Source organism: Variovorax sp. ZS18.2.2 (genome assembly GCF_024701975.1).
Lineage (GTDB): Bacteria > Pseudomonadota > Gammaproteobacteria > Burkholderiales > Burkholderiaceae_C > Variovorax.
In genome coordinates, this window is sequence record NZ_JANLNM010000004.1 from 379,612 (window position 1) to 402,517 (window position 22,906).

Below are 22,906 nucleotides of genomic sequence, written 5' to 3' on the forward strand. Positions count from 1 at the left end.
CGTTTCATGCGGACCGTTCTTTCCCAAACCACCGACTTCAGCCGCTTCTTTCGCTCATGGCTCGCCGACCCGCGGCGGGTCGCATCCGTCGCGCCGTCGAGCGATACGCTGGCCCGCCTCATCACGCGCGGCATCTCGCCCTCCGACGGCGCGGTGCTCGAGCTGGGCGTCGGCACCGGCGTCTTCACGCGCGCGCTGCTGGACCTCGGCATTCCCGAAGACGCGCTGACCCTCGTCGAATGCGACGACGATTTCGCGGCCACCTTGCGAGAGCGTTTTCCGCGTGCGCGGGTGGTGCAGGCGAATGCAACATTGCTCGCGCGCCGCGAACCCTTCGCGGCCGACAGTTTCGGCGCGGTGGTGAGCGGGCTGCCGCTCCTGACCATGCCGCCGCGGCGCGTGATGGAAATCCTCTCGGGCGCCTTCGACAGGCTGCGCCCCGCGGGCAGCTTCTACCAGTTCACCTACTTCCCGCGCTGCCCGGTTCCGCGTGCCTTGCTGGAGCGCCTGGGGCTCAAGGCCGTCTGCGTCGGCGGCACGCTGTGGAACCTGCCGCCGGCCCGGGTCTATCGCATCAGCCGGCGCCAGCCTCTGGCGGTGACGCGGCGCGATAGCCGCGTCGGCACGGGCCGCGTGCGCCTGCACGGCTTCGAGGCGATCGGCTGATGGCTGCTTCCGGACAAACGAAGCGCACGCGTCGCGGCTGGCTCTGGCGCGGCCTGGCTGCGCTGGCCCTCGGCTCGACGTTGCTCGCGGGAGCGTTCACGGCCGGCTGCACGTCGCTTGGCGACACGCCATCCGGTGAGCATCTGAAGCGGCTGCAGAAGTCGCCGCAGTGGCACGACGGCAGCTTCCACAACGTCGAGCCGCAGTGGTCCGATGCGGCCGGCGCCTGGCGCCGCCTGCTGTTCGGTGCGTCCACGCCGGATGTGCAGCCGGCAACGCCCGTGCCTGTCGTTCGCACCGACCCTGCGTTGCTTGCCCAGCCGCCCGCATCGGGCCTGCGCGCGACCTGGTTCGGCCACTCCTCGACGCTGGTCGAGATCGACGGCGTGCGCGTGCTGATCGATCCGTTCTGGGGCGAGCGCGCATCGCCGGTCCCGTGGGCGGGGCCGAAGCGCTGGTTTCCTCCGCCGATCGCGCTCGATGCGCTGCCCGCCATCGACGCGGTGATCATTTCGCACGATCACTACGACCACCTCGACCGCACGGCCGTCGAAGGCCTGAAGTCCTCGCACGCCTTGTTCGTGGTGCCGCCGGGCATCGGCGCGCACCTCGCGCGATGGCATGTTCCCGCCGAGCGCATCGTCGAGCTCGACTGGTGGGAGTCCCGCCGCATCGGCGGCATCGAGATCACGGCCACGCCGGCACGCCACAAGTCGGGCCGATTCATCGGCCAGCAGGACAAGACGCTGTGGGCCGGCTTCGCGCTCGTCGGTCCGAAGCACCGTGTCTGGTATTCCGGCGACACCGGCTTCCACGGCGAACTCGCACGCATCGGCGAACGCCTCGGTCCTTTCGACCTGACCCTGCTCGATGCCGGCCAGTACGACACCCTCTGGCCCGACACGCACCTGGGCCCCGAAGCCGCGGTGCGCGCCCATCAGCTCGTGCGCGGCGTCACGCTGATGCCAGTGCACTGGGCGCTGCTCAAGGAGGCGAACCACGGATGGACCGAGCCGGCCGAGCGCGTGCTGGCTGCCGCGCGGTGCGCCGGCGTGACGGTCGCCTTGCCGCGTCCCGGCGAGAGCATCGAGCCGACGCGGGCCCGCCCGGTGGCGCGCTGGTGGCCGGAACTGCCCTGGCAGACGGCCGCGTCCGCGCCCGTTGCCGCGACGAAGAAGGGCGAGCCCGGGGAGCGCTTCGAGGTCGACGCGTGCCGCAAGGAGAAGCCCGTTTGAACCTCCTGCTGGTGGAAGACGACCTGCCGCTGGCCGATGCCGTCTGCGACGGCGTGCGGCAGCACGAATGGCGCATCGCGCATGTGGCCGATGCGTCGGCGGCGCGGCTGCTGCTCTCGGACCACACCTACTCGGGCGTGCTGCTCGACATCGGCCTGCCGGGCGAATCGGGGTTGTCGGTGCTCAAGTGGCTGCGCGCGCGCTACGACGCCACGCCGGTGCTCATCATCACCGCGCGCGGGCAACTCACCGAACGCATCAAGGGCCTGGACGCGGGCGCCGACGACTACCTCATCAAGCCCTTCGAGTTCGACGAACTCTTCGCCCGCGTGCGCGCACTGGTGCGCCGCAGCCAGGGGCGCGTGGTGTCGGCGCTCGCGTGCGGCGACGTGCGCATCGACCCCGCGGCACGCGTCGTCACGCGCGGCGGCGAACGCGTGCCGCTGAGCGCGCACGAGTACCGTACCCTGCTGACGCTGATGGAGCGCCCGGGCCGCGTGCTCACGCGCGACCATCTGCAGCGCCTGGTGTACGGCGACGAGCACACGGCCGAGAGCAACACCGCCGCGGTGTTCATTCACCAGCTGCGGCGCAAGCTCGGCGAAGGGATCATCGTCACGGTCCATGGCCAGGGCTACACGATCGGGAGCGCGCCATGCCCATGACGAACAACAACAGCAACGGCTCGCTCGAGCGCCGGATGATCCGGGCGCTGGTGCTGTGGACAGTGCTCGCATGGGGCGCCGCGCTGCTCGCGATGTACAGCTTCAGCGTGAGCAACCAGGCCAGCAACTGGGACGACAAGCTGCAGTCGATGGCGATCAAGCTGCTCGAGATGCAGCCCGCGGGAATCGAAGCCTCCGACGCACCGAAGCTGCCCACGCTGCGCGCCGACGTCATCGCCCACAACAACGAGCTGAACTTCCAGATCTGGGACCGCGAGGGCCGCCTGATCGCCGCCACGCCCGGGGCGCCATCGGCACCGCTGAACGCCGGCTTTGCGAACGGCTTCTCCAGCGTGGTGGTCGATGGCCGCGACTGGCGTGTGTACTCGGTGGCCGACGTGGGCGGCCGCGTGCGCGTGCAGGTCGGCAACGACCGCGACATGATCGACGCGGACTTCCAGAAGCACTCGGCCAAGGCCGTTTCGCTCGGCGCGCTGGGCATGGCGCTGGTGGGTCTGATGATGTGGTGGGCTGTGCACCGCGCGTTGAAGCCGATCGCGAAGATGGAGAAGGACACGCGTAGCCGCAGCGCCTTCGACCTGACGCCTCTCTCCACCGGCGCGCTGCCCGCCGAACTGCTGCCGCTGGTGAATTCGTTCAACCATGTGCTGGCGCGGCTGGACCAGTCGATCAAGGCCGAGCGCCAGTTCATCGGCGATGCGGCGCACGAGCTGCGCACGCCGCTGGCGGCGCTGCAGTCGCAGCTCGAGGTGGTGATGCGCGCCCGCGCCGACGACGAGCGCGATGCCGCGCTGCGCAAGCTGCTGCTGGGCGTGAAGCGCGCGAGCCGCCTGTCGGACCAGTTGCTGGACATGGCGCAGCTGGAGGCTGGCGAGCATGCGCCGGTGCGTGAATGGTGCGACCTCGGCGACATCGTGCGGCATGTGGTGAGCGAGTTCGAGCTGCACGCCGAGCGCAGCCACCGGCACATCGAGCTTGCCGTGGACGCGTGCCGCATGCACTGCAATGTCGACGAGATCGGCATCCTCGTGCGCAACCTGGTCGACAACGCGCTGCGCTACAGCTTCGTGGGTGGGCGCGTGCGTGTGCGCTGCACCGCGCACCGCGATATCGACGGCCGCGAACGCACCGTGCTGGAGATCTCGGACGACGGCCCCGGCGTGCCGCCCGCCGAGCACGAGGCGATCTTCGAGCGCTTTCACCGGGGCAGCGGCAACCCCGGCGTGCGCGGCGCGGGCATCGGCCTGTCGCTGGTGCGGCGCATTGCGCGCATGCACAGCGCGCGCATCGAGACCGGCGCGGGCTTCGGCGATCCGGGCCTGTGCGTGCGGCTGGTCTTTCCGCCGGCGGAGGCGGCGCCATGAGCGCGCTGCGTTCGTGGTCCGTGGTGGCGGTGCTGCTGGTGCTCTCGGTGCTGGCCTCGGTGAACCGCAACGCCATCGCGCTGATGGTCGATCCGATCCGCCATGCACTCGGTGTCGGCGATGCGCAGATGGGTCTGCTGCAGGGGCCGGCCTTCGCGATCTTCTTTCTGCTCGGCAGCCTGCCGATGGGATGGGTGGTCGACCGCTTTTCGAGCAAGTGGGCGATCTACCTGGGCGTGACCGGCTGGTCGCTGGCCACCATCGCCTGCGGCCTCGCGGGCACCTTCGTCGAGATGGTGGTGGCGCGCTGCTTCGTCGGACTGTGCCAGGCGATCCTGCAGCCGGCGGGGTGGACCGTGGTCGCGCGGATTTTTCCCGCGCACCGGCTGAGTCTGGCGATCGGCGTGCTGTCTTCGGGGGCGCAGATCGGCGCGGCCGGCTCCTACCTCCTGGGCGGTTTCCTGCTCGCGCAGGCCGGGCAGTGGGGGCATGTTGCGGGCCTGCCGTGGCTCGACGGGCTCGCGCCCTGGCAGCTGGTGTTCGTGGTGGCGGGCCTGCCGGGTCTTGCACTGGCGCTGCTGATCTTCATCGCGCCTTCGACAGCGCGGCGAGCGGGCGGGCAGGGCGCATCGGCCGCGCACGGCTGGCTGAATTTCGTTCGCAGCCGGCGTGCATTTCTCGCCTGCCACTTCGCGGGCTTCGGCCTTCACAGCGCCGCCGTCTTCGGCGCAGCCGCCTGGGTGCCCACATACCTGTCGCGGGTGCACGGGCTCGATGTGCAGACCGTCGGGCTGATCCTGGCTGTGGCGGCGGTGCCGGTCGGAATGGTGGGCGTGCTGTCGACCGGCTGGTTCGTCGACCGCGCCTTCGCGCGTGGCCGGCGCGATGCGCACCTGCGGCATTTCTCGCGCGTGGCGGCGAGCGTCGCGATGATCGGCGGGCTGGGCTTCTTTCTCGCGCCGTCGCTGCCGGTGTCGCTCGCGATCGTGGTGCTGGTCTTCGGTGCGATCCAGTTCCTGCAACCTTTCTCCGGCGTCTCCGGCGCCGTGCTGCAGATCGTGGCGCCCGACGCGTACCGGGGCCGCATCTCGGCCGCCTACATCATGTTCTACAACGCCGTCGGAATGACGCTGGGGCCGAGCACCGTGGCCTTTCTCAGCGATCGCATCGGCGGCCCCGATGGCCTGGGCACCGCCCTGGCCCTGTCCTATGCCTTCTTCGGAGGCTGCGCCGCCCTCGTGCTTCACCTCGGCCGCCGCCATGCGGTGGCCGCCATCGCACAGGCGCATCGCGAATCCACCCCCATCACAGGAGCCTTGTCTTCATGAAAATCATCGACCGCCACTACATCGACGGGCGATTCGTTCCGTCGCACGGCACCGCCACGCTGGACCTCGCCAGCCCGGTCACGCTCGCGCCGCTGGCGCGCGTGACGCTGGGCGACGAAGTCGACGCGCGGCGCGCCATCGGGGCTGCCAGGCGCGCCTTCGCGAGCTATTCGAAGACCTCGGTGCAGGAGCGCGCCGGCTACCTGCAGGCGATCCACGACGCGATCCTCGCGCGGTTCGATGAACACATCGCGGTGCGCACCGAGGAGTACGGTGGCGTCGCGAAACACAGCCGGTTCTCGATTGCAGGCGCGGCCAAGGTCTTCCTCAACATGAAGAAGACGCTCGAGGCGATGCCGTTCAGCAAGAAGCTCGGCGAGGCCGAGGTGGTCTCGGTGCCGGTGGGTGTGGCCGCGCTCATCACGCCGTGGAACTCTGCGGTCTTCATGGTGTGCAACAAGCTCGCGCCGGCGCTGGCCGCAGGCTGCACCGTGGTCGTGAAGCCCAGCGAACTGAGCGCGCAGCAGACGCGGCTGCTTGTCGAATGCATCCACGCGGCCGGTCTGCCGCCGGGCGTGGTCAATATCGTGAACGGCACGGGCGAGGCCGTGGGCAACGTCTTGTCCATGCATCCCGACGTCGCGAAGGTGTCCTTCACCGGCTCGACCGCCGTGGGCAAGACGATCATGCGCAACGCCGCCGAGACGATGAAGCGCGTGACGCTGGAGCTGGGCGGCAAGTCGGCGCACATCGTCCTGGACGATGCGGACCTGGCGCAGGCGATTCCCTTCGCGCTCGCGGTCGGCTTTGCGAACAACGGGCAGGCCTGCATCGCGGGGACGCGCCTCTTGGTGCCCCGCAGCCGGCTCGATGAAGTGACGGCCGCGCTTGCGGAAGCGGTCGCGCAATGGAAGGTCGGCAGCCCCGCCGACGCCGACACCCAACTCGGCCCGCTGGTGAACGAACGCCAGTACGAACGCGTGCAGGCGTACATCCGCCGCGGCATCGAGGAGGGCGCCCGGCTGCTCGTGGGCGGACCGGGCCGCCCGTCCCATCTGCCAACGGGCTGCTTCGCGCGGCCGACCGTCTTCGTGGACGTGGACAACCGCATGACCATCGCGCGCGAGGAGATCTTCGGCCCGGTGCTGGCCGTCATCGCCTACGACACCGAGGAAGAAGCGATCGCCATCGCCAACGACTCCATCTACGGCCTGCAGGGCTGGATCAGCACCACCAACGCCGCGCGTGGCCGCGCCGTCGCGGAGCGCATCGATGCCGGCATGGTGATGGTCAACCGCGGCTTCGACCTGCTCGACGAAGCCGGTGCACCGGCCGGGGGCTTCAAGCAGTCGGGCATCGGCCGCGAGTTCGGCGAGTACGGCATCAGGGAGTACCTCGAGCTGAAGTCGGTTTTTGTGGAATGAAGAGAACAGTCATGAAGAACCATTGGATGAAGAAGACCCTGGCCGCGCTTTCCATGTCGGCCTCGCTCCTGGGCACGCCCTTCGCCACGCAAGCGGGCGAACGGCTCGACGACGCGGCGCGCCTTTCGCTGCTGCAGACCGGCGAGGCGCGGCAGTTCGTGAAGCTGCCGCTCGGCACGATGCATGTGCGCGTGCTCGGCCCCGCCGACGGGCCGGTGGTGCTGCTGGTGCATGGCGGCGTGATCGGCGGCTTCGCGTTCGAGAAATGGCAGCGTCCGCTGGTGGACGCCGGCTACCGCGTGGTGATTCCGGACCTGCTGGGCTATGGGTTCTCGGACCGGCCGGACATGAACTACGACCGCGACTTCTATGCCGCGCAGATCGCGCAACTGCTCGACGCGCTGGACATCCGCGCGCCGGTCGACATCGTGGGCGCCTCGCTGGGCGGTGCGGTCGTCACCGCGTTTGCCGCGAGCCATCCGCAGCGGCTGCGCTCGGTGGTGCTGGTGGCACCCGCGGGCGGTGGGCGTGTGCAGGTGGTGAACGGCGCGCTGCTCTGGCCGGTGGTGGGCGATGCGGTGTTCCACTTTTTCGGCAATCGCAACATGCGCGGCATGATGGCCGACGCCTATGCCGGCTCACCGGACGGCGAGAGCCTGAACCGCTGGATGCAGGCGCAGACCCGCTACGACGGTTTCGCGAGCGGCATCCTCAACACGCTGCGCCATTACGACGCCGCCTGGCAGCCCGACGACTACAAGGCGCTCGGCCGCTCGGGCCTGCCGGTGCTCGCGGTGTGGGGCACCGAGGACAAGGTCAATCCGATCGCGCAGGCCGCCGTGCTGTCCGAAGCGGTGCCGCAGATGAAGCTTGCGAAGCTCGAAGGCAAGGGCCATGCGATCACCTTCGGCGAGGCGCCGGCCGTGCTGGCGGCGGCGTTGCCGTTCATGCAGGCGCAGCAGCGCCAGGGGCGCTGAGCCAGCCTCAATCCTTCGGGGGCTTGGGCGTCTTGCCGTCGTCGAGCAGTTGCTGGATCAGCGGCTCCAGCAGCTTCACCAGCGCGGCCGGGTCGGCATCGGCCAGCGCGCTGAGTCCGACCATCTGCCGCATCACCTGCACGCCCGCGACCAGCGACAGCAGCAGCGCGGCGCGCTGCGGCGCGAGGCGGCCGCGCAAGAGTGTGGCCATCGTGCGCTGGTGGCCTTTCTCGATTTCCTCGCGGCCGATCTCCGCGGCCCGCTGGCTCGAGGCCGAACGCAGCATGACCTGGAAACCCTCGAGCGCCGGTGCATGCGGGTCGGTGATCGCGACGAGCGCCTTGGCGAAGTCCCGGGCCATGGTGGTCGAGCCGATGTTCTTCTCGCTCAGGATGATCGGCTGCTTCATGCCCTCGGCCACCACCTCGGCGAAGAGCTGCTCCTTCGATCCGAAATAGCGGTTGACCAACATCGCGGTGACACCGGCGCCGGCCGCGATCTCGCGCACCCCGGCGCCGTCGTAACCCGCACGGGCGAAGGCCTTGCGCGCGGACAAGAGGATCGCCTCGCGCGTGGCGGCGGCGTTGCGCTTGCGCGCCGGTTCTGCGGAAGAAACCTCGGAAGTGCTCATGGCGTGTATACGGCTGTAGACATTGGATTGGAGTTTGATTAGTATACGGCTGTAGACATGAATCCGGCACCTGCCGGATTCCCCCTTGGTATTTTTGGTATCGGAGTCCTTTCCATGGTCGAAACTGTTCTTGTCACTGGTGGCACCGGGTATGTCGCCGGCTGGTGCATCGCCCTGCTGCTGCAGCGCGGCTATGCCGTGCGCACCACGGTGCGCAGCCTGTCGAAGGAAGCGGGCGTGCGCGCCGCGGTCGAGGCGGTCGCCGGGCGCGAGAGCCGCGTGCGCTTGAGTTTTCATGTGGCCGATCTCACGCAGGACGCGGGCTGGGACGAGGCGGTCGCAGGCTGCGCCTACGTGCTGCACGTGGCGTCGCCGCTCGGCATCGATGCACCGAAGGACCCCGACGCAGTGATCCGCCCCGCGCTCGACGGCACGCTGCGCGTGTTGCGCGCGGCCACCCGCGCCGGCGTGCGCCGCGTGGTGATGACCTCCGCCGCCGCCGCGGCCACGCCGCCGATCACCGGCCCTGACAGCTTCAGCGACGAATCCGTGTGGTTCGATCCGACGGAAAAAGATGCCGACGCCTACCGCAAGTCCAAGCAGCTCGCCGAGCGCGCGGCCTGGGACTTCATGAAGAGCGCGCCCGCCACGACCACGCTCGCCACCATCCTGCCGGGTGCGGTGTTCGGCCCGGTGCTGTCTCGCGACACGCTGGGCTCGGTGCAGGTCATCGGCCGCATGCTCGAAGGCCGCATGCCCGGCACGCCGCGCCTGGGCTTCGAGGTGGTCGACGTGCGCGACCTCGCCGATGCGCACATCCGCGCCATGACCGCGCCCGAGGCTGCGGGCCAGCGCTTCCTGGCGGTCGGGGAATTCATGTGGATGCGTGAGATCGCCCAATCGCTGCGCGACCAGCTCGGCAGCGCGGCCGCCAAGGTGCCGACCCGCGCGATGCCGGACATGCTGCTGCGCCTCTTGTCGCTCCTGGATCCGTCGCTGCGTTCGATGACGCCGCGCCTGGGCCGCAAGCACCGCCATTCGAATGCCAAGGCGAAGGCGCTGCTCGGCTGGCAGCCACGCCCGGCGGCCGAAACGCTGGCCGATTGCGCGCGCAGCCTGTTGCCCGGATTGCCCGCAGGCGCGGCATGAAGCGCATCCTCACGGGTGCCACCGGCTTTGCCGGCACCGAGGTGCTGCGCCAGGCGCTGGCCGACCCGCGGGGTGTGCCGAAAAGAAGCGGGAAAGTGCGCGGTCAGCCGGTGCACAGGTTCAGCGCAAATACTCTCTATGCAGCGTCCAGGGACCTGCATATCCTCGGCTTTTCTTAGGCTATCCTCTCGCACCCGACACGCGTAGCGATTTTTTACACACCCATGGGGCTGACGCGTGCCCGAGCGAAGGGGGAGAGACAAATGCGCTTGATCTTCATCGAACTGCTATTGGCCGTGGTGCTGCTGCCACTGAGCGGCCTGTTTTGGTGGTGGGCCTTCGGCATGGGTGGCTGGGCGCTCGTCGGCTTTCTCGTTCTTGTCGGCATCACCCTGTTCCTGGTGCTGCGCGGCGTTCGCGCCACCAAGGACAAGCTGGGCCAGCCCGGCGACGACCTGGAGCAGTAAGCCTCCTCACGGCCCACCGGCCCGCATCGATCATTGGCCTCCTCACGGAGGCCTTTTTCATTTAACGGCCCCGCGCCTGCGCGCCCGAATTCCCCGATAACTCTTATCGGGGAATTCGTATATCCACATTCGGCCTGAATTCTTTTTTCTGATTCACCCTTCCGATTTGGTGATTAGGCCGGATTTGCATGACCGAAATGCGAAAGATCCGTGGCATCTGGATGACTTCAATTGAAAAACAATGCAAAAGTTTTAGCTGAAAAATGAATGTGAAATTATTCATTTAACTTTGTGAGCAATGGTTGCACGATATTGGTGCCACTCGCGGCCGTGCAAACCGAATTCCAGGTAAATCGAAAAACCTACAACCATTCGAATCGGGGCGTGGATCACCGTCGCGGTGCCCCTTGCGGGTGCTGCCGCATGCCCGGCTGAAGGGCGTCGCCATCGTTCTCCACTCGGGAAGTTCTCCTACACTGCACGAAAACACAAACGCTTACAAAAGGGCGTGCAATATCAAAAACCCTCAGAAATCCGATTTTGTGGCACACACACCACGATCTCCCCGCTTGGCGGGGTAATTAATAAGTCGCCATTCCAAACGCAAAAATGGCATTCCGGAATGCTGTTCCAGCACCGGTTTTCCCAGTGAAAACAGTGTTCCGAAGAGTGCGATGGCAGATACCCATGCATTGCACAGGGTTGCGCCACGTATAGACACGTTTCTTTCGCCTGCACGACGAAAAAATGGGTCTTCGGGCGCAGCGACAATTCAGTTTTCGACCCGTGCACCGATAAATCACGGATTCGCTTTGCGGTGCACCGCGATCAAAAGGTCCGTCCGACCCGAGCGGGCTCGACCTTTGCATATGCACCGCAGTTGAAAGAAAAACCAGTTTTGCAATGGAGATCAATTTGACACGCTACGTGTACCTGATGGGGTGGAGCGCTGCCCTGGCCGGCGCGATGTTGCTCCAGGGCTGTGCGCCGGGCTTCGGCGCCATGGCGGCTTCCGAGCCCGACCTGGGTCCGGCGCCGGCCCTGTCCGCCGACGGCTCGCCCGAAGGCGCGCTCACGCCGATTTCGCCGGCGCTCATCCGCGCGATGGCCGATGCCCAATCGACCGCGGTGCCGGCTGACGTGAAGGCGCTGTTCGGCGAAGCGGCTCCGTACACCATCGGGCCGGGGGACGTCGTGGGCGTCATCGTCTACGACCACCCCGAGTTGCTGCCCAACGCCGGCGCCGTCATCTCCCAGCAGGTCGATCCGACCGGCATCAGCGTGGCGCCGGGCTTCATCGTCGGCGCCAACGGGGAGATCAGCTTTCCGTACATCGGCCGCGTGAAGATGCAGGGCCTCACCGAAATCGAGGCCTCCGATCTCATCACCAAGCGCATCGCGCGCTACATCAAGGAGCCGCAGGTCACGGTGCGCATCCAGTCCTTCCGAAGCCGCCGCGCGTTCGTCGAAGGCGAGGTGCGCACGCCGGGGCTGCAGATCTTCACCGACGTGCCGATGACGCTGGCCGAAGCGCTCAACCGCGCTGGCGGCATCACCGCCAACGGCGACCGTTCGTTCGTCACGCTCACGCGCGGTGACCGCACCACGCTCATCGACCTCACCCGCCTGCAGGACCTGGGCAGCGGCGCCGGCAGCATTCCGCTGCAGAACGGCGACGTGGTGCTGGTGCGCAACCGCGACGAGAACAAGGTGGTGGTGATGGGCGAGGTGCTGCGTCCCTCGGCGCTGCTCATGCACAACGGGCGCCTGAGCCTGAACGAAGCGCTCGGCGAAGCCGGCAGCGCGAGCCTGGGCACCGCGAACACGGGGCAGATCTACGTCGTGCGCAACACCGCCAAGGGCACGCCGGCCGTGTTCCACCTGAACGCGAAGAATCCCGCCGCGCTCGCGCTGGCCGACCGCTTTCCGCTGCAGCCGCGCGACGTTGTCTACATCGACTCGGTGCCGCTCGTGAGCTGGAACCGCGTGGCCAGCCTGATCCTGCCGGCCGCCCAGGTGCTGGACATCGGCGACCGCGTCTACATGAACCACCGATGAGCCAGCGAGGAGGCCACCGATGAAATCCGTGCTCACAGTCTGCATCGGCAACATCTGCCGGAGTCCGATGGCGGAGGGCCTGCTCGCGGCGGGCCTTCCGCAGCTGCGCGTGGTGTCCGCGGGCACCGGCGCGCTCATCGGCCAGCCGGCCGACGCCACCGCGCAAAAACTCATGCGGGCGCGCGGCATCGATATCTCGGGCCACGTCGCGCAGCAGGTGAGCCAACTGCTGTGCCGCCAGGCCGACCTCGTCCTTGTGATGGACCTCGCGCAGCGCCGCCACCTCGAGTCGACCTACCCCTTCGTGCGCGGCAAGGTGTTCCGCATCGCCGACACCCTTGCGCAAGACGTGCCCGACCCCTACCGCCAAGGCGAAGCCGCATTCACCGACGCGCTGGCCCTCATCGAGGCCGGCGCCCGCTCGTGGATCGAGCGCGTCCTGAAGATCACAAAACCCGAGCATCAACCCACATGAATGCATCCCCGCAAGCCGCCCCACCGATGCAAGCGCCGGACGACGAAGGCGAAGGCATCAATCCCGCGGAGTACTGGGACATCCTGGTCGACAACCGCTGGCTCGTCGCGGCCGTGGTCGCCGTTTTCCTGTTCATCGGCACGGCCTATGCGCTGCTGGGCAAGCCCGTCTACGAAGCCAACCTCGCGGTGCAGGTGGAAGACTCAGGCAACTCCGCGGGCAGCTTCCTCGGCGATGCGGCCTCGTCGCTCCTGAGCGTGAAGACGCCGGCCGCGGGCGAGATCGAAATCCTCCGCTCGCGCGCCATCCTCGGCAAGGCCGTGGAGAACACCCGGCTCTACATCAGCGCGCGGCCGCGCTATGCGCCCTTCGTGGGCAGCTACCTCTCGCGCCGCGCCACCGACCTTTCGGAGCCGGGCTTCATGGGGCTCTCGGGCTACGTCACCGGCACCGAGAAGATCCTCGTGCCGCGCTTCGACGTGCCGCCCGACTTCGAGGACAAGCCCTTCACGTTGACCGTCGGCACGAACGGCCAGTACGAACTGAGCAACCCCGCCATCGACACGCCGATGAAGGGCACCGTCGGCACGCTGCTCTCGGCGAACATCCCGAACGTCGTGAACGGCAGCCTCGGCCTGATGGTCACCAGCATCGACGGCAAGCCGGGCGCGCAGTTCCAGCTCGTGCGCTCGTCCACGCAGCAGACGCTGCTCGCGCTGCAGGACGCCCTGAAGGTCGTCGAGAAGGGCAAGCAGTCGGGCGTGCTCGACGTGAGCTGGAAGAGCGCCGACCCCGAAAAGCTCACGCAGCTGCTCAACGAGATCGGCACCCTCTACGTACGCCAGAACATGGAGCGCAAGGCGGCTGAAGCCGAGAAGACGCTGGGCTTCCTCGACACCGCGCTGCCGCAGTTCAAGAAGCAGCTGGAGCAGTCCGAAGACATCTACAACCGCTACCGCAACCAGAACGGCACGGTGAGCCTGGACGACGAGGCCAAGAACGCGCTCACGCAAACCGTCGACCTGCAATCCAAGCTGCTCGAAGCCGAACAGAAGCGGCGCGAGCTCGCCGCGCGCTTCACCGACGAGCACCCCGCGGTGCAGACGCTCGACACCCAGGTCGTGGCATGGAAGGCGGCGCTGGCCAGCATCGATGCGCGCATCCGCAAGATGCCCGAGCTGCAGCAGAACACCGTGCGCATGCAGCGCGACATCAAGGTCAACACCGACCTGTATGTGTCGCTGCTCAACAGCTCGCTGCAGATGCGCCTGGCCAAGGAGGGCAAGGTCGGCAACGTGCGCCTGCTCGACGAGGCCATCGTTCCCGAAGAAGCGGTGTGGCCCAAGCGCCCGCTGGTCATCGCGCTCGCGCTCATCCTGGGGCTCGCTGCCGGCGTGGCGGCCGCGGTGGCGCGCAGCTCGTTCTTCGGCGGCATCCGCAACCCGGGCGAGATCGAGACCCACACCGGGCTCAACGTCTACAGCAGCATTCCGCTGAGCGCCGCCCAGCGCACGATCGACCGGAACATCGAGAACAAGGTGGCCGGCGTGCACGTGCTCGCGCACCTGCAGCCCGAGGACCCGGCGGTCGAGAGCCTGCGGAGCCTGCGCACCGCGCTGCAGTTCGCCATGCTGGAGGCGACCAACAATCGCCTGCTCATTTCCGGTGCAACGCCCGGTGTAGGCAAAACGTTTATTTCGGTCAATTTCGCGGCCATTTCCGCCGCCGCCGGAAAAAGAGTTCTTTTGATTGATGCGGATTTGCGAAAAGGCCGTGTCAATCAATTCCTGTCGATTCCCAGGTCTTCCGGATTGTCGGAATTGATAGCAGGAACCCTCAGCTACGAAAAGGCCGTGCGCCCTTCGGTGCTGCCGAATCTGGACATCGTCACCACCGGCGTGCTGCCGCCCAATCCGGCCGAATTGCTCATGAGCGAATCCTTCGTCCAGGTGCTGGACAAGCTGTCGCCCGGTTATGACCTCGTGATCATCGACACGGCACCCGTCCTGGTGGCCGCCGATACCGCCTCTGTGGCGCCGCTGGCAAGCACCTTGCTGCTGGTTGCACGGGCCGAAAAGACCCAGCTCGGCGAATTGAATGAAAGCGTCCGGCGGCTTGCGCATGCGGGCCGTTCGGTAAATGGCGTAATTCTGAATGCTATTGACCTATCACGTCGCCATGCCGGCAGTGGGGGTTATAAGTTTGGTGCTTACAAGCACTTACAATACACATACAAAACCAACAGGGATTCCACCTAGACCGTGAAAAATTGGAGTTAAATTCATCTCGGTGCGCTTGACATTTAGACGGGCGCATTGAGTCCATACTCAATTTGTATTCAGTCAAACCTATGTAGTAACAATGAACAGTCATTCATTCTTACTACGTCATTCGAGTCCGTTGGCCGCGCAATAGTTTTTGCAGAGCAGAAGCTACGAGGCATTTGCGCGGGTCGTGTCGGCCAAAAAAATCAAGGGCCATAACCGAAGAAATGCAGGCGTTTTGCCTGCATGTGGAAAGGTGCGTCGCCAATGAAATACCTTCCGAAAGAAATCCTTTCGCGTTTCACCGCTGGATGGAGAAAGCCATGAGAAACCTCCGCCCCGAAGAATCACTGGTCCCGCAAGGTTGGGACAATTCGGAAAATCATCACAGCGAATCGCCCTACGACATCGGGCAGAACCGGGTGCGCCATCCGGCCGTGCTTCGAATCGGAAAAAGATCGGTGGACATTGCCGCCGCGCTTTTCTTCTTCATTGCCTTCGGCTGGGTGTTCGTATTGATCGGTCTCTGCGTGATGATCAGTTCCGGCGCGCCCGTCTTCTATTCGCAGCCACGCTATGGAAAAGACGGGCGGGTATTCCGCTTCTGGAAATTCCGCTCAATGACGGCCAATTCGGCACAGGTGCTCGAGGAGCATCTGAAAAACAATCCCGAGGCGCGCCGGCAATGGGACGAATACCAGAAACTGGAAAACGACCCGCGGATCACGCCTTTCGGCAAGTTCATCCGCAAGACCAGCCTGGACGAACTGCCGCAGTTCTGGAATGTGCTCACGGGCGAGATGAGCCTCATCGGCCCGCGCCCCTGCATGCTCGACCAGAAGTCGCTCTACGGGCACGACTGGGTTCATTACTGCGCCGTGCGCCCGGGCATCACGGGCCTCTGGCAAGTGAGTGGCCGCAATCAACTGACCTATAACGCGCGCGTTGCATTGGACGTGAGGTATGTCGAGACGCTTTCCGTCGGGAAGGACGTCGATATTTTCCTGAGAACGATATGGGTGGTCGCGGTCGGTCACGGGTCGCGGTGAGCCACGCCATCCAGCAGGGATATCCAGCGACAACAACAAAAAGAAATTCGGGGCGCGTCAACCCCTATGCGATTGCCGGGATTTCGATCGTGTTCATCTACACGGTCATCTACGTCTATTTTCGGGATTCGCTTCCCGATAAATGGAGCGTCGACTCGGCAAAAATCATCGAGATCCTGAATTACGGCGGTGCGGGCGGTGATCTGGACAATTCGTTCGCGATCACCGCGGCATTGTTCGGCATCATCGGCGTGGACAACCTGGATGTCTTCACCTGCAGCGTGAGCGCGCTGTTTCTGCTGTTCGCGACCCACGATATCCGTCGGGCCGGGGATTTCTTTGCGAGATTGCTGCTGATTGCGCCGTGCATCATGCTCAACATGTTTGCGCCGTCGAAGGAAACGGTGGTGCTCATCATGACGATGTTCATCACCGTGTCGGCGATCTATTTCCGGACCTCGAAGAAATACACCTTCATCTCGTTTATTTTCCTGTACGCGGTCTATGGAATATTCGTCCGGCAATATTATTTGCTGATCGTTGGCGTGTTCTTCGTCGTCTATTGGATCTGGCGGCGCCCGCTCAAATACCACGTGCTGGCAGCTATTGTTGCGGCGGGTGCAATCATGGCAGCGCCGTCCAGTATTTTGCAGACATTGCAATCGCCGCGGGACACGTCGAACGCTTATGCGGAGCAAATAGGCAGCGACAACCGGACAGCCTTTACCAATATCGCGTCGCCCGCCAGCGGCCCCGGGTTTCTGGTCAATTACGTCTATGCCGGTACGGTATTGATCACGCCGGTTCTGTATTTCCAGACGCCCAGTGATTTCTTCATGCAATTGATGATCGGCGTCATGCTGATCATTCTTTACCGCGCCCGGAAAAAAGCCCGGCGCGGGCATGACCGCTTCGAAACCAGATTCTTTGCCAGTCTTTTCATTGCCCACATATTGGTGCAATTGATATTCGAACCCGATCTCGGCAGTTTCACCCGCCATTTGACCTCGGTGCTGCTTTATCTCATTGCCATCAAGGTTGCCGAGAGAAAACCATTCCTCAGATGAAAAAAATCCTGATTTGCGCCGTGCCATTCAGCGACAACCTCGGCGACGGGGTCATTGCAGCGTCGCTGGCGCACATTGCAGCCCTCAAATACCCGGACGCCCGGGTCGAATTTCTCGACATTGCCGGGCGGCACGGATTCGACGAGCAAAACCTGCGCGGCGGCGGCGCATTCGGTGTTTTCCAGAAGCTGCCGGCGCTGCTGCGCTCGGCCATCGTGTTCGCCTATTGCCTGAAGAATTACTTCCAGCGCTGGCGCCCGCACTGGAAGGCGGCCGTGAGCGATGCCGACCTCGTCATCGTCGGCGGCGGTCAGCTCTTCTGCGACGTGGCGCTGAACTTCCCGGCCAAGCTGTTCCTCTTGAGCCGCCTCTTGCGCGGCAAGCGCGTGGCGGTGGTGTCGGTCGGCGTCACGGCCAAGTGGTCGTACTGGGGCAAGGTGCTCGTCAACAAGTTCTTCAAGAATGCCGCGCCCGTCTTCTTCGCCACCCGCGATGCGGAGTCGGCGAAGAACCTGCACGACATCTTCCGCATTCCCCGGCCCGACATCCGCGTGGTGCCCGACCCGGCACTGGTCTGCGAGAGTGCCTTTTCCGGCGAACTCTCGACCGAGAAGAAATGGGACGTGGGCATCTGCGTGAGCAGCCTCGACGCGCTGGTCATGAACTCGGAGTACGGCGAAGCGAACGCCATCGGCTCGGCCGAGTTCTTCGCGAACCTCGCCGAGGCGCTGCAGAAGGAGGGCGCGCGCGTTCTGTACTTCACGAACGGCGCGGCCGAAGACAACCGCGTGATGGCCGAGATCTCGGCGCGCCCCGTCAGCGCGGACGCGGCGGAAACCGCCTTCCTCGTGCCCAAGCGCCCCGACGACCTCGTCGCGCTCATCAGCGCGTGCTCGTGCATCGCGGCGCACCGGCTGCACGCGAACATCGTGGCCTACAGCCTGAACATTCCCTCGGTGGGCATGAACTGGGACAAGAAGGTCGAATCGTTCTTCCGCCTCACCGGCCGCACGCAGTACCTGTTCGACCTGTCGCCGCGCCCGGACCAGCTCAAGGCCTCGGTGCTGGAGCTGCTGCGCGAGAAGAACCCCAATCGCGAACGGCTCGATGTGCTGCAGGGCGAAGTCATCGCCGGCACGCATGCCCTCATCTGAGCACGCCTCATCATGAAAGTACTGCACGTTGCCGAGACGCTCAAGGGCGGGCTGGAGACGTACCTGCGCATCGTCGCGCGCCACCAGACCACTTCGCCTGACATCAGCCAAGTGAAGTTCGTGCTGCCGGGGCAGGTCGACTGGCTGGGCGCGGAGAACACGCACGTCGTGCCGACGGCGCGCAAGGCCTCGGCGCTGCTCGGGTATGCGAAGAGCGTGCGCAAGATCATCGAGGCGGAGCGCCCGGCGATTCTTCACCTGCACAGCTCGATCGCCGGCGGCGTCGTGCGCGCCATGGCGCTCGCCGGGCAGGTTCCGCGCGGCGTGAAGATCGTCTACTGCTCGCACGGATGGGCCTTCGACCAGACCGGCCCCGCGTACAAGAACGTGGCCTACCGCTGGATCGAGCGGCTGCTCTCCTGGCGCAGCGACGCGATCATCTGCATCAGCAAGCACGAGATCCGGATTGCCGAGAAGTTCGGCATCCTGCGCTGCCAGTGCATTCCGAACGGCATCGACCGCATGGAGCCGGTGCAGCAGGGCATGCCGACGAGCGCCGCCGAGCCGCGCAAGGTGCTCTTCGTCGGCCGGCTCGACAAACAGAAAGGCATCGACGCCTTGCTCGATGCGTACGCGAGGGTGCGGCCGAACTTCAAGCTCATCGTGGTCGGCGACTCCGTGCGCAAGGACCTGCAGCTCGCGCAGCCCGAGCACGTCGAGTTCAAGGGCTGGCTCGAGAAAGACGCGCTCGACGCGGTCTACCGCGCGTGCGATGCCACCATCGTCCCGTCGCGGTGGGAAGGCTTCGGCCTCGTCGCGGTGGAAGCGATGGCGCGCAGCAAACCCGTGTTCGCCTCGGCCGTCGGCGGCCTCGTCGACATCGTGGAGCACGGCAAGAGCGGCCGGCTCTTTCCCCTCGAACAGATGGACCAGACCCTGCGCGACATCGACGGCCTCTCCGATGCGGCCCTGCGGCAGATGGGGCAGGCCGGGCGGCAGATCTTCGAGGAGAAGTTCACCTCGCAGCGCATGAACACCGCCATCGTCAACCTGTACAAGGAGTCGGTTCTCCGATGAAGAGCTTTTCCTGCCGCGCCGTGCGCTTCCTGCAGGTCCTTGCGTTGCTGGGCGTGTGGATGTTCGCGGGCAATCCCGCGCAAGCCCGGGGCGTGAGCGGCATCGACACGGATTACCCGGTGGCGCTGAGCGTGCAGATCGACCCCGCCACCATCACCGACGCCGACCTCAACGAAATCCGCGCGGCCGGTTTCGAGTTCGTGCGCTTCGGCGTGCGCCCGCCGCTCAAGAGCGTGAACCCCAGCCTCATCGACTACCCGCGCCTCATCAAGCGCGTGCGCAACGCGAAGCTCGACGCGATCGTGACGCTGTTCGGCGGCAATGCGATCTGGGGCTCGAAGCCTGAAGACCTGCGCGCCGGCGCCCGCAAGGAAAGCCTGTTCTCCGATTTCGCGGTCGGCTTCATGAAGGCGCACACCGACGACGTGGCCGTGTGGGAAGTCTGGAACGAGCCCGACCACAAGACCTTCTTGAACCCCGGGCTGCTGTCGGACTTCGAGGCCGCATCGTCGGAGCTGTGCGCCAACATGGCCCGGCAGAAAGTGCAGCCGAACATCGTCGTTGGCTTCGGTTTCGCGAACCTGCCCTTCGTGGGCGGCAAGGTGCCGGCGCAACTGGAAAACGCCTTCGTCGCGGCCGCGAAGTCCGATTGCCTGACCGACATTTCCATCCACCCGTACCGTCCGGTGCCCGAGACCGCCTTCGCCGACTACGGGAAGCTGCGCGCGCAACTCGACCAGCGGCAACTGCAGAAGACCGGCATCGCCATCTCCGAATGGGGCTATGCCTCGTACCTGCCGGTGCGCAGCCAGAGCATGCAGGCTTCGCTGGTCTTTCGCGAGTACCTCATCAACGCCGCAGCCGACATCAAGCTGCTGAACCTCTATGCATGGCGCGACCGTGGCCGCTCGTCGTTCTCGAAGGAGGACAACTTCGGGATCATGTCGAACGCGGGCGAGAAGAAGGAGGCGTTCTCCGCGCTCACCGAATTCCTGAAGATCGCCAGGCACTCGAAGAAGATTTCGTACGACGACGCGAAGGGTGTGAACCAGCTGGTCCTGAAGCGCGACGACGCGCTGCTGCATGTGCTGTGGACACCCGGCTCAGACAAGGACGTGACAGTCCCCGTCGCCGAAGGCAAGAAGTGCACGCGCGTCGACTTTTTCCCGCAGGTGCGCCGCGGCAGTTGCGGGCCCCGCGCGGACGGCGGGTTCTCCGCAAAGGCCTCGGCCTATCCCGTGCTGCTGTCCATCTCGGACTAGATGCGATGGCGCTCATTGCCCGCCTTTCGGGACTCCGTAAACGTCTCGGCGGCCCTGTCTTCGCCATTGCGGACCAGTGCATCTACAGCGCGAGCCAGCTGCTGCTGAGCTTTGCGCTCGCGCGCGTGCTGTCGCCTTCGGATTTCGGCATCGCCTCCGCGTTCCTGGCGGTCGTGAGCTTCCAGTACATCCTGCACACGGCGATGGTGCACGAGCCCTTGCTGATCCGGCGCTTCTACGTGAGCCGGTCGGCGGCGTGGACGAGCTGGGGGCTGGTGGCGCTCTTCTCGCTCGTGGGTTACTTGAGCTGGCAGCTCATCGTGTTTCCCGGGCAACTGCGCTGGGTGGGCGTGGCGCTCATCGTCGGCTACGAGATCTTCTGGCTCTCGCGCAGTCTGCTGCTTACCGGGCGTCGCTACGCGATGCTGTGCATCACCGGCGTGCTGATCAGCGTGGGGTATGTCGCGGTGCTCGGCGTGGAGAAGCCCGCGACATGGGCCGAGGCGCTGCTGCTGGTCTCGGTGCTCCAGCTCCCGTTCCTGGTCCTTGTTCTGCTGAACCTGCGCAACGTCATGCCCGCGTTGCCTGCACCGCCTGTTGCGAAAGATGCGCAAGGGCTCACCGTGAAGGAATCGATGGCCTACGGCTGGAAGGCCAGCCTTTCGCAGTTCATGAGCTGGATCATGACGGGCGGCGCCATCCTGCTGCTGGGTTCGTCGGCCGATTCGGAGCAGGGTGGCCTGCTCAAGATCTACATCACCTTCCTGTTGCCGATGCAGTACGTGCTCGCGGCGCTGGGCTACTACCTGCTGCCGCAACTGGCGGCCCGCTGGCATGCCGAAGACCGCAGGAGCGTGCACCGGCTCTTCGTGATGTTCGTGGTGGTCGGGTTCCTGATCGCCGAAGTTGCCGGCGTGGTGCTGGGCCTGCTCGGGCCGCACCTCGTGGTGCTGGCCTTCGGCGAGAACTACCGGCACATGGATTTCTCGCCCTTCTATTACGCGCCCGCCATCTTCGGTCTCACCATGTGCCTGCGCACGGGCTTCCGTGCTGCCGCGCGGCCGGGCGCGCTGTTGTTCTGCTCGGTCGTGGGGGCGGTGGTGTTCGGCATCTCGATGCTCGCGGCCAAGCCACCGGTCTCGTACATCCAGACCATCCACGCGATGACCCTGGGCTTTGCCTGCATGGCCGCGCTGATGATCGGCTGGCTGTTCGTGTTCATGCGAACGCCGAGGAAACAAGGCGCCTGAGAGGCCGAGAGGCAATCCGCCATGAACATCAACCCTCTGCTCCGCGACGTCCGCATGGACGAGCGCCTGCGCTTCCTGCGGGATGGCGTGGTGTGCCTGCGCCAGATCATCTCGCCGGAGTGGGTGCGGCGCGCGCAGGACGGCGTCGAGCACGAGCAGGTGATGTTCGAGTCGGGTGCCGGCGAGGTCGCACGACAACTGACCGTGACGAGGCGGCTGCGCTGGATCTACGACCAGCTGTTCGACAGCGACTCCATGGCGGGTACTCCCTGGCACCAGGACACCTCGTACGGCCTCGCCGACAGCCACCGCATCGTGCGCGTGTGGATGCCGGTGGACCACGTGCCGCGCGAAACCGGCATCGAGGTGGTGCGCGGCTCGCACCTCTGGAAGGTGGAGCGCGGCTGGGCCGGCCGCATCGAGGTGCGCGACATCGAGGCCAACCGCCGCGCCTTCGACATCGTGGGCTACGAGGTCGACGCGGGCGACGTGGTGGCCTTCAACTACCGGTCGCTGCACCATGCGGGCGCGAGCGGCGTGAACTTCAACGAGAAGCGAAGGGCGTTCGCGATCCTCTATGCGGACGACGCGCTCGCGCTGAGGCACCGGCCGCCGCTCATGCCCCCGGCCGCCAGAGACCACGGACCTCGCCTGGCATGAGGGGCGGACTATCCTCGCCACACCGCTGACACAGGAGACCTCATGAAACCCCAACCGATCGATTACGCAGACGCCTCCGCCGAAGTGAAGGCCGTGTTCGACGACATCAAGACCTCGCGCAACGTGCCCGACGTCAACAACTTCTGGAAGTACCTGGCCAACGACCCCGCGGCGCTCAAGCGCACCTGGTCGAGCCTGAAGGAGGTGATGGCGCCCGGCGCGCTCGACCCCGTGGTCAAGGAAATGATCTATCTCGCGGTGAGCGTCAGCAACGGCTGCGGCTACTGCATCGCAAGCCACCACGCGGGCGCGGAGAAGGCTGGCATGACGCCCGAGATGTTCGGCGAGCTCATGGGCGTGGTCGGGATGGCGAACGAGACGAACCGGCTGGTCAACGGGTATCGCGTGCCTGTCGATCCTGCGTTCGACAAGTAAGTTCTCTGCGTTCGGGGCGGCACTCGCGCCGGCGGTGGGCTCTGTTTCGCGAATGTCCCCCGCTTCGCTCCTCCTTGATTTCGCGAAACAGAACCCACCATCAGCGCGAGTGTTTTCAGAGCGGTCGTTGATCGGCCGCGCACCAGCAGCGTGCCCAAGTGCGCAGGGCGTCGGGTGCTCCCCGCAGCGAAATAAAGGAGGAGCGAAGCGGGGGACATTCGCGGAGGG

At 65.7% G+C, this 22,906-nt stretch carries 22 protein-coding genes; 21 read left to right on the forward strand and 1 reads right to left on the reverse strand.

Going from position 1 to position 22,906, the window contains the following annotated elements; translation table 11 throughout:
* The first annotated feature begins 6 nt into the window (after nucleotides 1-6).
* Genes NU688_RS18650 through NU688_RS18680 form a run of 7 tightly spaced genes read left to right on the forward strand, consistent with a single transcriptional unit; the run spans nucleotide 7 to nucleotide 7,680 of the window.
* Nucleotides 7-666 carry a class I SAM-dependent methyltransferase gene (locus NU688_RS18650; RefSeq protein ID WP_257862278.1) on the forward strand — a complete coding sequence of 220 codons (660 nt, stop codon included), beginning with the start codon at nucleotides 7-9 and terminating at the stop codon, nucleotides 664-666.
* Entirely contained in the window at nucleotides 666-1,901 is a 1,236-nt protein-coding gene (locus NU688_RS18655) for an MBL fold metallo-hydrolase (protein WP_257862279.1), read from the forward strand. Before NU688_RS18650 ends, NU688_RS18655 begins: the two co-directional genes overlap by 1 nt.
* Nucleotides 1,898-2,566, forward strand: a complete 669-nt coding sequence (locus NU688_RS18660; RefSeq protein WP_257862280.1) for a response regulator transcription factor — start codon at nucleotides 1,898-1,900, stop codon at nucleotides 2,564-2,566. The genes NU688_RS18655 and NU688_RS18660 overlap by 4 nt, the downstream gene beginning before the upstream one ends.
* Nucleotides 2,557-3,951, forward strand: coding sequence for an ATP-binding protein (locus NU688_RS18665; protein ID WP_257862281.1), 1,395 nt, complete (start codon nucleotides 2,557-2,559; stop codon nucleotides 3,949-3,951). The genes NU688_RS18660 and NU688_RS18665 overlap by 10 nt, the downstream gene beginning before the upstream one ends.
* The gene (locus NU688_RS18670; RefSeq protein ID WP_257862282.1) at nucleotides 3,948-5,279 is read left to right on the forward strand and encodes an MFS transporter; all 1,332 of its coding nucleotides are present in this window, start codon (nucleotides 3,948-3,950) and stop codon (nucleotides 5,277-5,279) included. Before NU688_RS18665 ends, NU688_RS18670 begins: the two co-directional genes overlap by 4 nt.
* The gene (locus tag NU688_RS18675) at nucleotides 5,276-6,703 is read left to right on the forward strand and encodes an aldehyde dehydrogenase family protein (RefSeq protein WP_257862283.1); all 1,428 of its coding nucleotides are present in this window, start codon (nucleotides 5,276-5,278) and stop codon (nucleotides 6,701-6,703) included. Before NU688_RS18670 ends, NU688_RS18675 begins: the two co-directional genes overlap by 4 nt.
* A gap of 11 nt (nucleotides 6,704-6,714) precedes the next feature.
* Nucleotides 6,715-7,680 carry an alpha/beta fold hydrolase gene (locus NU688_RS18680; protein WP_257862284.1) on the forward strand — a complete coding sequence of 322 codons (966 nt, stop codon included), beginning with the start codon at nucleotides 6,715-6,717 and terminating at the stop codon, nucleotides 7,678-7,680.
* 7 nt (nucleotides 7,681-7,687) lie between these two features.
* Here the strand turns inward: NU688_RS18680 and NU688_RS18685 are convergent, their stop codons facing one another.
* On the reverse strand, nucleotides 7,688-8,311 hold the full coding sequence (locus NU688_RS18685; RefSeq protein WP_257862285.1) for a TetR/AcrR family transcriptional regulator: 624 nt from the start codon (nucleotides 8,309-8,311) through the stop codon (nucleotides 7,688-7,690).
* A 114-nt stretch (nucleotides 8,312-8,425) separates the two neighbouring features.
* Here NU688_RS18685 and NU688_RS18690 point away from each other — a divergent pair, with 114 nt between their 5' ends.
* The 14 genes from NU688_RS18690 to NU688_RS18755 all read left to right on the forward strand — a co-directional run bounded on the left by NU688_RS18690 (nucleotide 8,426) and on the right by NU688_RS18755 (nucleotide 22,678).
* Nucleotides 8,426-9,460 (forward strand): aldehyde reductase, encoded by a 1,035-nt coding sequence (locus NU688_RS18690; protein ID WP_257862286.1) that lies wholly within the window; start codon nucleotides 8,426-8,428, stop codon nucleotides 9,458-9,460.
* Nucleotides 9,457-9,639, forward strand: a complete 183-nt coding sequence (locus NU688_RS18695) for a hypothetical protein (RefSeq protein ID WP_257862287.1) — start codon at nucleotides 9,457-9,459, stop codon at nucleotides 9,637-9,639. Before NU688_RS18690 ends, NU688_RS18695 begins: the two co-directional genes overlap by 4 nt.
* Nucleotides 9,640-9,723: 84 nt before the next feature.
* Nucleotides 9,724-9,927 (forward strand): hypothetical protein, encoded by a 204-nt coding sequence (locus tag NU688_RS18700; protein ID WP_257862288.1) that lies wholly within the window; start codon nucleotides 9,724-9,726, stop codon nucleotides 9,925-9,927.
* 903 nt (nucleotides 9,928-10,830) lie between these two features.
* Nucleotides 10,831-11,985: a polysaccharide biosynthesis/export family protein gene (locus NU688_RS18705; protein WP_257862289.1), complete on the forward strand. Its 1,155-nt coding sequence runs from the start codon at nucleotides 10,831-10,833 to the stop codon at nucleotides 11,983-11,985.
* Nucleotides 11,986-12,004: 19 nt separating this feature from the next.
* Nucleotides 12,005-12,460 carry a low molecular weight protein-tyrosine-phosphatase gene (locus NU688_RS18710; protein WP_257862290.1) on the forward strand — a complete coding sequence of 152 codons (456 nt, stop codon included), beginning with the start codon at nucleotides 12,005-12,007 and terminating at the stop codon, nucleotides 12,458-12,460.
* Nucleotides 12,457-14,718, forward strand: coding sequence for a polysaccharide biosynthesis tyrosine autokinase (locus NU688_RS18715; protein ID WP_257862291.1), 2,262 nt, complete (start codon nucleotides 12,457-12,459; stop codon nucleotides 14,716-14,718). Before NU688_RS18710 ends, NU688_RS18715 begins: the two co-directional genes overlap by 4 nt.
* Before the next feature lie 329 nt (nucleotides 14,719-15,047).
* Complete coding sequence (locus tag NU688_RS18720; RefSeq protein ID WP_257862292.1) at nucleotides 15,048-15,773, forward strand: sugar transferase; 726 nt, start codon at nucleotides 15,048-15,050, stop codon at nucleotides 15,771-15,773.
* On the forward strand, nucleotides 15,770-16,840 hold the full coding sequence (locus NU688_RS18725) for a hypothetical protein (RefSeq protein ID WP_257862293.1): 1,071 nt from the start codon (nucleotides 15,770-15,772) through the stop codon (nucleotides 16,838-16,840). The genes NU688_RS18720 and NU688_RS18725 overlap by 4 nt, the downstream gene beginning before the upstream one ends.
* Nucleotides 16,837-17,994: a polysaccharide pyruvyl transferase family protein gene (locus NU688_RS18730; protein ID WP_257862294.1), complete on the forward strand. Its 1,158-nt coding sequence runs from the start codon at nucleotides 16,837-16,839 to the stop codon at nucleotides 17,992-17,994. Before NU688_RS18725 ends, NU688_RS18730 begins: the two co-directional genes overlap by 4 nt.
* 12 nt (nucleotides 17,995-18,006) lie before the next feature.
* Nucleotides 18,007-19,071, forward strand: coding sequence for a glycosyltransferase (locus NU688_RS18735; RefSeq protein WP_257862295.1), 1,065 nt, complete (start codon nucleotides 18,007-18,009; stop codon nucleotides 19,069-19,071).
* The gene (locus tag NU688_RS18740; protein ID WP_257862296.1) at nucleotides 19,068-20,333 is read left to right on the forward strand and encodes a hypothetical protein; all 1,266 of its coding nucleotides are present in this window, start codon (nucleotides 19,068-19,070) and stop codon (nucleotides 20,331-20,333) included. Before NU688_RS18735 ends, NU688_RS18740 begins: the two co-directional genes overlap by 4 nt.
* A 5-nt stretch (nucleotides 20,334-20,338) precedes the next feature.
* Entirely contained in the window at nucleotides 20,339-21,583 is a 1,245-nt protein-coding gene (locus NU688_RS18745) for a lipopolysaccharide biosynthesis protein (protein ID WP_257862297.1), read from the forward strand.
* A 21-nt stretch (nucleotides 21,584-21,604) separates the two neighbouring features.
* Nucleotides 21,605-22,243 carry a phytanoyl-CoA dioxygenase family protein gene (locus NU688_RS18750; RefSeq protein ID WP_257862298.1) on the forward strand — a complete coding sequence of 213 codons (639 nt, stop codon included), beginning with the start codon at nucleotides 21,605-21,607 and terminating at the stop codon, nucleotides 22,241-22,243.
* 42 nt (nucleotides 22,244-22,285) lie between these two features.
* Complete coding sequence (locus tag NU688_RS18755) at nucleotides 22,286-22,678, forward strand: carboxymuconolactone decarboxylase family protein (protein ID WP_257862299.1); 393 nt, start codon at nucleotides 22,286-22,288, stop codon at nucleotides 22,676-22,678.
* Nucleotides 22,679-22,906: the final 228 nt, after the last annotated feature.

Excerpts from the sequence above, each read along its gene's own strand:
- NU688_RS18715 (WP_257862291.1), top strand. The coding sequence starts at position 12,457 with ATGAATGCATCCCCGCAAGCCGCCCCACCGATGCAAGCGCCGGACGAC.
- NU688_RS18745 (WP_257862297.1), top strand. The coding sequence starts at position 20,339 with ATGGCGCTCATTGCCCGCCTTTCGGGACTCCGTAAACGTCTCGGCGGC.
- NU688_RS18675 (WP_257862283.1), top strand. The coding sequence starts at position 5,276 with ATGAAAATCATCGACCGCCACTACATCGACGGGCGATTCGTTCCGTCG.
- NU688_RS18665 (WP_257862281.1), top strand. The coding sequence starts at position 2,557 with ATGCCCATGACGAACAACAACAGCAACGGCTCGCTCGAGCGCCGGATG.
- NU688_RS18690 (WP_257862286.1), top strand. The coding sequence starts at position 8,426 with ATGGTCGAAACTGTTCTTGTCACTGGTGGCACCGGGTATGTCGCCGGC.
- NU688_RS18700 (WP_257862288.1), top strand. The coding sequence starts at position 9,724 with ATGCGCTTGATCTTCATCGAACTGCTATTGGCCGTGGTGCTGCTGCCA.
- NU688_RS18680 (WP_257862284.1), top strand. The coding sequence starts at position 6,715 with ATGAAGAACCATTGGATGAAGAAGACCCTGGCCGCGCTTTCCATGTCG.
- NU688_RS18655 (WP_257862279.1), top strand. The coding sequence starts at position 666 with ATGGCTGCTTCCGGACAAACGAAGCGCACGCGTCGCGGCTGGCTCTGG.
- NU688_RS18670 (WP_257862282.1), top strand. The coding sequence starts at position 3,948 with ATGAGCGCGCTGCGTTCGTGGTCCGTGGTGGCGGTGCTGCTGGTGCTC.
- NU688_RS18650 (WP_257862278.1), top strand. The coding sequence starts at position 7 with ATGCGGACCGTTCTTTCCCAAACCACCGACTTCAGCCGCTTCTTTCGC.
- NU688_RS18710 (WP_257862290.1), top strand. The coding sequence starts at position 12,005 with ATGAAATCCGTGCTCACAGTCTGCATCGGCAACATCTGCCGGAGTCCG.
- NU688_RS18730 (WP_257862294.1), top strand. The coding sequence starts at position 16,837 with ATGAAAAAAATCCTGATTTGCGCCGTGCCATTCAGCGACAACCTCGGC.
- NU688_RS18750 (WP_257862298.1), top strand. The coding sequence starts at position 21,605 with ATGAACATCAACCCTCTGCTCCGCGACGTCCGCATGGACGAGCGCCTG.
- NU688_RS18740 (WP_257862296.1), top strand. The coding sequence starts at position 19,068 with ATGAAGAGCTTTTCCTGCCGCGCCGTGCGCTTCCTGCAGGTCCTTGCG.
- NU688_RS18720 (WP_257862292.1), top strand. The coding sequence starts at position 15,048 with ATGAGAAACCTCCGCCCCGAAGAATCACTGGTCCCGCAAGGTTGGGAC.
- NU688_RS18755 (WP_257862299.1), top strand. The coding sequence starts at position 22,286 with ATGAAACCCCAACCGATCGATTACGCAGACGCCTCCGCCGAAGTGAAG.
- NU688_RS18735 (WP_257862295.1), top strand. The coding sequence starts at position 18,007 with ATGAAAGTACTGCACGTTGCCGAGACGCTCAAGGGCGGGCTGGAGACG.
- NU688_RS18705 (WP_257862289.1), top strand. The coding sequence starts at position 10,831 with ATGGAGATCAATTTGACACGCTACGTGTACCTGATGGGGTGGAGCGCT.
- NU688_RS18685 (WP_257862285.1), bottom strand. The coding sequence starts at position 8,311 with ATGAGCACTTCCGAGGTTTCTTCCGCAGAACCGGCGCGCAAGCGCAAC.
- NU688_RS18695 (WP_257862287.1), top strand. The coding sequence starts at position 9,457 with ATGAAGCGCATCCTCACGGGTGCCACCGGCTTTGCCGGCACCGAGGTG.